6 protein-coding genes, 2 tRNA genes and 2 rRNA genes (1 of these 10 running past the window's edge) are annotated in these 6,612 nt (G+C 43.6%); 9 read left to right on the top strand and 1 reads right to left on the bottom strand.

Features of this window, described 5'->3' with window-relative positions; all coding sequences use genetic code 11:
• The 8 genes from GFC30_RS00165 to tsaD all read left to right on the top strand — a co-directional run.
• A 23S ribosomal RNA gene (locus GFC30_RS00165) occupies nt 1-176 on the top strand; it begins 2,748 nt to the left of the window's first position.
• A gap of 203 nt (nt 177-379) precedes the next feature.
• Nucleotides 380-496: ribosomal RNA gene (gene rrf / locus GFC30_RS00160) — 5S ribosomal RNA — on the top strand.
• Nucleotides 497-660: 164 nt separating this feature from the next.
• Nucleotides 661-737: transfer RNA gene (locus GFC30_RS00155), tRNA-Met, on the top strand.
• 6 nt (nt 738-743) lie between these two features.
• Nucleotides 744-819 (top strand) — tRNA-Asp (locus GFC30_RS00150).
• A 366-nt stretch (nt 820-1,185) separates the two neighbouring features.
• On the top strand, nt 1,186-1,644 hold the full coding sequence (gene tsaE, locus GFC30_RS00145) for a tRNA (adenosine(37)-N6)-threonylcarbamoyltransferase complex ATPase subunit type 1 TsaE (protein ID WP_066322006.1): 459 nt from the start codon (nt 1,186-1,188) through the stop codon (nt 1,642-1,644).
• Complete coding sequence (gene tsaB / locus GFC30_RS00140; RefSeq protein ID WP_066322004.1) at nt 1,641-2,351, top strand: tRNA (adenosine(37)-N6)-threonylcarbamoyltransferase complex dimerization subunit type 1 TsaB; 711 nt, start codon at nt 1,641-1,643, stop codon at nt 2,349-2,351. Before tsaE ends, tsaB begins: the two co-directional genes overlap by 4 nt.
• Nucleotides 2,341-2,787 (top strand): ribosomal protein S18-alanine N-acetyltransferase, encoded by a 447-nt coding sequence (gene rimI / locus GFC30_RS00135; protein ID WP_409978488.1) that lies wholly within the window; start codon nt 2,341-2,343, stop codon nt 2,785-2,787. The genes tsaB and rimI overlap by 11 nt, the downstream gene beginning before the upstream one ends.
• Entirely contained in the window at nt 2,784-3,797 is a 1,014-nt protein-coding gene (gene tsaD / locus GFC30_RS00130; protein WP_066322002.1) for a tRNA (adenosine(37)-N6)-threonylcarbamoyltransferase complex transferase subunit TsaD, read from the top strand. The genes rimI and tsaD overlap by 4 nt, the downstream gene beginning before the upstream one ends.
• A gap of 277 nt (nt 3,798-4,074) precedes the next feature.
• On the opposite strand, the gene GFC30_RS00125 is transcribed toward tsaD, so the two are convergent.
• The gene (locus GFC30_RS00125; protein WP_066321999.1) at nt 4,075-6,000 is read right to left on the bottom strand and encodes an ABC-F family ATP-binding cassette domain-containing protein; all 1,926 of its coding nucleotides are present in this window, start codon (nt 5,998-6,000) and stop codon (nt 4,075-4,077) included.
• Nucleotides 6,001-6,111: 111 nt separating this feature from the next.
• On the opposite strand from GFC30_RS00125, the gene moaC reads away from it, so the two are divergent.
• Complete coding sequence (moaC, locus tag GFC30_RS00120) at nt 6,112-6,597, top strand: cyclic pyranopterin monophosphate synthase MoaC (RefSeq protein ID WP_066321997.1); 486 nt, start codon at nt 6,112-6,114, stop codon at nt 6,595-6,597.
• The last annotated feature ends 15 nt before the right edge of the window (nt 6,598-6,612 follow it).

Here is a 6,612-nt window from a genome sequence, read left to right as displayed (position 1 = left end):
TATGTGCGGAAGGGATAAGCGCTGAAAGCATCTAAGCGTGAAGCCCCCCTCAAGATGAGATTTCCCATCGCATAAGCGAGTAAGATCCCTCGAAGATGACGAGGTCGATAGGTCCGAGGTGGAAGCGTGGCGACACGTGCAGCTGACGGATACTAATCGATCGAGGACTTAACCATAGAAAAGCGGAGAACGGTCCTTGGCGGAGCCAAGGGAACATCCGACGGAAGCGCAAGCTTTCGACGAAGACGTGCTTGCACGTCGATGGAGAAAGCGGACGCGGAGGAGGATGTTAGTTCGGAGCTAGACATCACGAAAAGCGTAGGCGACTCCTTTTCTTCTGCCCCTGTTATCTAGTTTTGAAGGAACAATCCTTCACCAGTCTAGTGACGATGGCGGAGAGGACACACCCGTTCCCATCCCGAACACGGAAGTTAAGCTCTCCAGCGCCGATGGTAGTTGGGGCTCGCGCCCCTGCAAGAGTAGGACGTTGCTAGGCTAATATGTATTTTATATCGTCGCGGGGTGGAGCAACAAGCAACGCATCCATGAATCCGCTACGAGTTGCCTCGACGCACCTAGCATCCTTGAAACAGCTAGTAGAGGAAGAGGCAGCCAAAGAGACATTGAGCATAATTAAGAGTTTTATTTATCTTTTATCATCGCGGGGTGGAGCAGCCCGGTAGCTCGTCGGGCTCATAACCCGAAGGTCGCAGGTTCAAATCCTGCCCCCGCAACCAAATAATGGTCCCGTAGTGTAGTGGTTAACATGCCTGCCTGTCACGCAGGAGATCGCGGGTTCGAGTCCCGTCGGGACCGCCAGTTTAAACGAAACATAGAAGTTTCGTATTTTTTTGTGTCTTTCGCAGCCCCATTCCCCCTTTATAAGATAAAGTGATATCCTTAGGAAGCATTCCTAAGGATTTTTTTATTTTTTGATAAAAACTAAGGGTTGTTTCATATGTCTACTCGATAGAGCAGTATTTGCCAATCGCCTTCTTTGTAAGCAAAACGAAAGTAAGAGTAGATCAACTTTAGACGTTGCCTTATCGGAAAAGTAGCAACTGTTCGCTATAATATGGTACAATGTCAAGCGCAGGCTATTCTTCACAGCCACCATCTCATATTTGTCGATATCAATATGGAATCAAAGAAACCGTGATTTTAATCGGAGCTAGGTGAACAACGATGAAACGTTATGAACATAGTGTGCACTCCGTCGAGGAAACGCTGGAGTTTGCTTTTCAGTTAGGAGAAAAACTAAAAGAAAATGACGTTATTGCGCTTGAAGGCGACTTAGGAGCTGGGAAAACTACTTTTACAAAAGGGCTAGCTAAAGGGTTAGGAATTACCCGAACGATTAACAGTCCTACCTTTACAATCGTTAAAGAGTACCAAGGACGGCTCTCGCTGTATCATATGGACGTATATCGTTTAGAGGATACGTTGGAAGACTTAGGGTTTGATGAGTATTTTGAGGGTGACGGTGTGACTGTCATTGAATGGGCGTACTTGATTCAACCACAACTTCCTCGTGAGTTGTTATGGATTTATTTATACCATCAAGGGGAAACAGAGCGGAAAATAGTCCTTGAACCGGTTGGAGAACGATATGAACAGTTATGTAAGGAGATTATGGGGAAATGAAGGTACTGGCAATTGACACATCGAATGCAGTCATGGGAATTGCCCTTGTGGATAATGGGAGTGTGAAGGGAGAAGTAATTACGAACATAAAAAAGGATCATTCGACGCGTGCGATGCCAGCTATTCAAGCTTTGATGGCTGATTGTCGGGTAGCTCCAAATGATTTGAATTTAATTGTTGTTGCAAAGGGACCAGGTTCTTATACAGGCGTACGAATTGGTGTGACGATTGCTAAAACATTGGCATGGACGTTGAACATTCCGATTGTTGGGGTTTCTAGTCTAGAAGTGCTCGCTGCGAATGGTCGCTATTTTCGTGGGCTTCTTTCCCCTTTGTTCGATGCAAGAAGAGGGCAAATTTATACTGGCTTGTACCGTTATCACAAAGGACAACTTGAGTGTGTAGCAAGCGATCGACTTGTGTTGGCAAGCGAGTGGGCGCAATACGTGCGGGAGATGCAGGAGCCTGTTCTTTTTTTAGGTGAAGATTTGAGATTACATGAAGCTGTGTTTACAGAGGCACTTCAGGCATTTGCTCATTTTTCCCCTGCATCGCTACAGCTGCCGCGACCAAGCGAGTTGGCGTTTCTTGGAATGCAAAAAAAGCCGGAAGCCGTGCATTCCTTTGTTCCGAATTATATTCGTCTTGCGGAAGCAGAAGCAAAGTGGCTCGAAACGCAAAAGGAGCAAAATCGTTATGAAAATTAGCTTTCGTCCGATGACGTTAGATGACTTGGATGGGGTTTTAGTGATTGAAAAAGCGTCGTTTACGCTTCCATGGAGCCGAGAAGCTTTTTATAACGAACTTGTCCATAATCGCTATGCGAAGTATGTCGTGATGGAACATGATGATCGGTTGGTCGGGTATTGTGGAATGTGGGTGGTTGTAGATGAGGCGCATATTACAAACGTAGCGGTATTGCCCGAATATCGTGGGAAAAAGCTAGGAGAAGCACTCATGCGTAGGATGATGGAAATGGCTAAACAGCTTGGGGCGGTAACGATGACGCTAGAAGTGCGTGTTTCTAACGAAGTGGCGCAATCGCTATATCGCAAATTAGGGTTTTTAAATGGGGGAATTCGTAAAAGGTATTATCCGGATAATCAAGAAGATGCTCTTGTAATGTGGGTGAATTTAACGTGAAGAAAGATATTTATGTATTAGGAATTGAAACGAGTTGTGATGAAACCGCCGCGGCAGTCGTGAAAAATGGAAGAGAAATAATGTCCAACATTGTTTCCTCACAAATGGAAAGCCATAAGCGTTTTGGCGGTGTCGTTCCGGAAGTGGCGTCGCGCCATCATGTCGAACAAATTACATTGGTCATTGAGCAAGCAATGAATGATGCTGACATTACTTTTGCTGAACTGGATGCAATTGCGGTAACGCAAGGACCAGGGCTTGTTGGTGCGCTTTTAATTGGGGTTAATGCAGCCAAAGCATTAGCATTTGCCCATCAGTTGCCATTAATTAGCGTTCATCATATCGCTGGACATATTTATGCAAACCGTCTTGTGACTGAAATGAAGTTCCCGCTATTGGCGCTTGTTGTGTCTGGAGGGCATACAGAGCTTGTCTATATGAAAGAACATGGCGTATTTGAAGTGGTTGGGGAGACGAGAGACGATGCCGCTGGAGAAGCATATGATAAGGTAGCACGGGCACTTTCGCTTCCATATCCAGGCGGTCCGCACATTGATCGATTGGCGCATGAAGGAGAAGCGACGATTGATTTGCCGCGAGCGTGGTTGGAAGAGGGCTCGTATGATTTTAGTTTTAGCGGTCTGAAATCAGCAGTTATTAATGCGTTACATAACGCGAAGCAGCGTGGAGAAACGATTGAAGCAAAAGATATGGCAGCAAGTTTTCAAGCGAGCGTGATTGATGTGCTAGTAACGAAAACAGTGAAAGCTGCCCAAAGGTATGATGTTCGTCAAGTATTATTAGCGGGAGGGGTTGCGGCGAATCGCGGGCTACGGGCCGAATTAGAGCGAAAAATGGCTATGCTTGAAGGAGTAGAGCTTGTTATTCCGCCGCTTTCTCTTTGTACCGATAATGCGGCGATGATCGCTGCTGCTGGAACGATTTTGTTTGAGCAAGGTAAGTACGCCACAATGGCGTTAAATGCTAATCCTGGGTTAACTTTAGAGTAAAAACCCCTTTTGTCAAGAGGGGTTTTTCTTTTTTGCAAAAATGTTTAGATGTGAATATTTTTACTCACAAGATGTGGACAATGTGGAAAACACCTGTTAAGTTTTTTCTATTCAGACGATGTTAACCACAAGTTTTTGGGGAATGTTTATTTGTTTTTTGTGGATAATGTGGAAAAGATGGTGAATAACTTGATATTCAAGGGGAAGATAGCGTAAAAAACTGTGGATAATAAAAACCCCCTGTCGTTTGTAAAAACGATGGGGTTTTGAGCAGTTATTATTGCGATGTATGAAGTACTTCCCATTCTGCTAGTAATGTTTCTAGTTTTTCTTTCATTTCTTCATTTTCTTTTGTTAATTGCTGTGCTTTTTGAAAGTCTTCGTATACGCTAGGTTCACATAACTGTTGTTCGATGTTGGCGATGGATTCTTCTAGTTGAGCGATTTCTGTTTCGATTTCTTCAATTCGTCGCTTTCGTTGTCGTTCAAGTTTTTTGGCTTCTTTTTCTTGTTCGTATGTTTGTTTGTCGGTACTGTTTTTTTGTGACTGCTTTTCTTCGAGAGCCAAACGTCCTAACTCCAGCATTTCTGCTTTTTTTGCGATGTAGTAATCGTAATCGCCTAAATATTCGGTGATGCCGTCTTTTGTTAATTCGTATACTTTCGTGGCAATTCGATTAATGAAGTAACGGTCATGGGATACGAACAAAATTGTCCCTGGATAGTGGATAAGGGCATTTTCGAGCACTTCTTTACTGTCTAAATCCAAATGGTTGGTTGGCTCGTCTAAAATAAGAAAATTTGCGTTTTGCATCATTAATTTCGCCAGCGCTAATCTGGCCTTTTCCCCGCCGCTTAACGCGGATACTGGCTTTAGCACATCATCGCCAGAAAAGAGGAAATTGCCTAATACTGTTCGAATTTCTTTTTCTGATTTTAGCGGATACTCGTCCCAAAGTTCATCAAGCACGTGTTTATTGGAAGATAAATGTGCTTGGTTTTGGTCGTAATAGCCGATTTGAACGTTAGAGCCGTAGCGAAATTGTCCGTTTTGCGGCGAAAGGGTACCAACGATTGCTTTCAGTAACGTTGATTTTCCGATTCCGTTCGGTCCAACTAAAGCGATGCTGTCGCCTCTTGTGATGCGGAAATGGATGTTGCGAATGATTGGCTCTTTATCGTAGCCAACTGCTATATTTTCCGCGCTAAGCACTTCGTTTCCGCTTTGCCGCTCTATTCGGAATGAAAAGGAAGCCGATTTTTCCTCTCCAGTTGGTTTTTCCATTCGTTCCATTTTTTCGAGCTGCTTTCGGCGGCTTTGCGCACGTTTTGTTGTCGACGCGCGGGCGATGTTACGCTGAATAAAGTCTTTTAATTTCGCCACTTCTTCTTGTTGTTTTTCGTATAGTTTCCATTCCCTTTCTAAATCTCCCGCTTTTTGCTGCAAATATTTACTATAATTTCCGATGTATTTTTTTATAGTCGTTCTCGATAGCTCGTATACTTGCGTGACAACTTTATCCAAAAAATAGCGGTCGTGAGAAACGAGCAAAATAGCGCCAGGATATCCTTGCAAATATTGCTCGAGCCACGTTAACGTGTCCATATCTAAATGGTTGGTCGGTTCATCAAGAATGAGTAAATCCGGTTTTGTTAGGAGCATTTTTCCGAGTGCTAAACGCGTTCGTTGTCCACCGCTTAACGACTGAACAGGCGTGGAGTAATAATCATATTCGGAAAAGTGTAGTCCGTGCAGCACCGAGCGAATTTCGGCTTCGTATTGATACCCTCCTTTTTCTTTAAATGTTTCTTGTAACACGTCATAGTCTTTTAATAATTTTTCATATCGTTTCTTGTCGTTCATGACTTCAGGATCGCCCATTTGCCATTCCATCGTCCGCAATTCTTTTTCCATTGCTTGAAGCGATGTAAAGACGGTCAACATTTCGTCCCAGATGGACATAGTAGAAGTTAAACCGCTATCTTGCGCTAAATAGCCGATTGTAACGTCTTTTGGTTTAATGATTTCTCCGCTATCGTACGACATCTCACCAGCAATTATTTTAAGTAGCGTCGATTTCCCTGCGCCATTTTTTCCGACGAGTGCAATGCGGTCTTTTGATTGTATTTCCAGTTTTATATTCGATAAAATAAGATCAGCACCAAAATATTTAGAAAGCTGGCGTACTTGTAAAAGTATCATAATTTTTCACCTCTCGTTTAGTGTAGCGCAATTCGTTTTTCTTAGGCAATCGAGTAAGGAAAGACAGATGCGAAAAAATAGTGTATAGTTTATATGTGGAGGAGATTTCGTTTGGCAGCATTTACACATTTTAACGAACAAGGTCATGCTCAAATGGTCGACATTACGGAAAAAATCGATACGGTGAGAATAGCGATCGCAAGGACAAGCGTGACCGTAAGCAAAGAAATTTATGAACAAATTACGAATCGTACCGTGCAAAAGGGGGATGTTTTAGCAGTTGCCCAAGTGGCGGGAGTCATGGGCGCGAAAAAAACAGCCGAGATCATCCCGATGTGCCATCCGCTTATGCTAAAGGGAGTGGATATTCAGTTTGATTGGCAACCGAAAGATATGCATTATGAGTTAATGATTACCGCAACGGTGAAAACGAAAGGAAGCACAGGAGTAGAAATGGAAGCGCTAACGGCCGCATCTGTCTGTGCGTTGACCGTGTACGATATGTGCAAAGCGCTTGATAAAGGAATTGTGATTGGTCCGACTTATTTAGTCGAAAAAAAGGGTGGAAAATCCGGTCATTACCGGCGTGAAGAATGAGAAAAGCAGATGGTT

The organism is Anoxybacillus amylolyticus (assembly GCF_001634285.1).
Taxonomy (GTDB): Bacteria; Bacillota; Bacilli; order Bacillales; family Anoxybacillaceae; genus Anoxybacteroides; species Anoxybacteroides amylolyticum.
Note: the sequence above shows the minus strand (reverse complement) of the source record. Positions and strands in the feature narration are given on the sequence as shown.

Excerpts from the sequence above, each read along its gene's own strand:
- tsaE (WP_066322006.1), top strand. The coding sequence starts at position 1,186 with ATGAAACGTTATGAACATAGTGTGCACTCCGTCGAGGAAACGCTGGAG.
- tsaB (WP_066322004.1), top strand. The coding sequence starts at position 1,641 with ATGAAGGTACTGGCAATTGACACATCGAATGCAGTCATGGGAATTGCC.
- rimI (WP_409978488.1), top strand. The coding sequence starts at position 2,341 with ATGAAAATTAGCTTTCGTCCGATGACGTTAGATGACTTGGATGGGGTT.
- GFC30_RS00125 (WP_066321999.1), bottom strand. The coding sequence starts at position 6,000 with ATGATACTTTTACAAGTACGCCAGCTTTCTAAATATTTTGGTGCTGAT.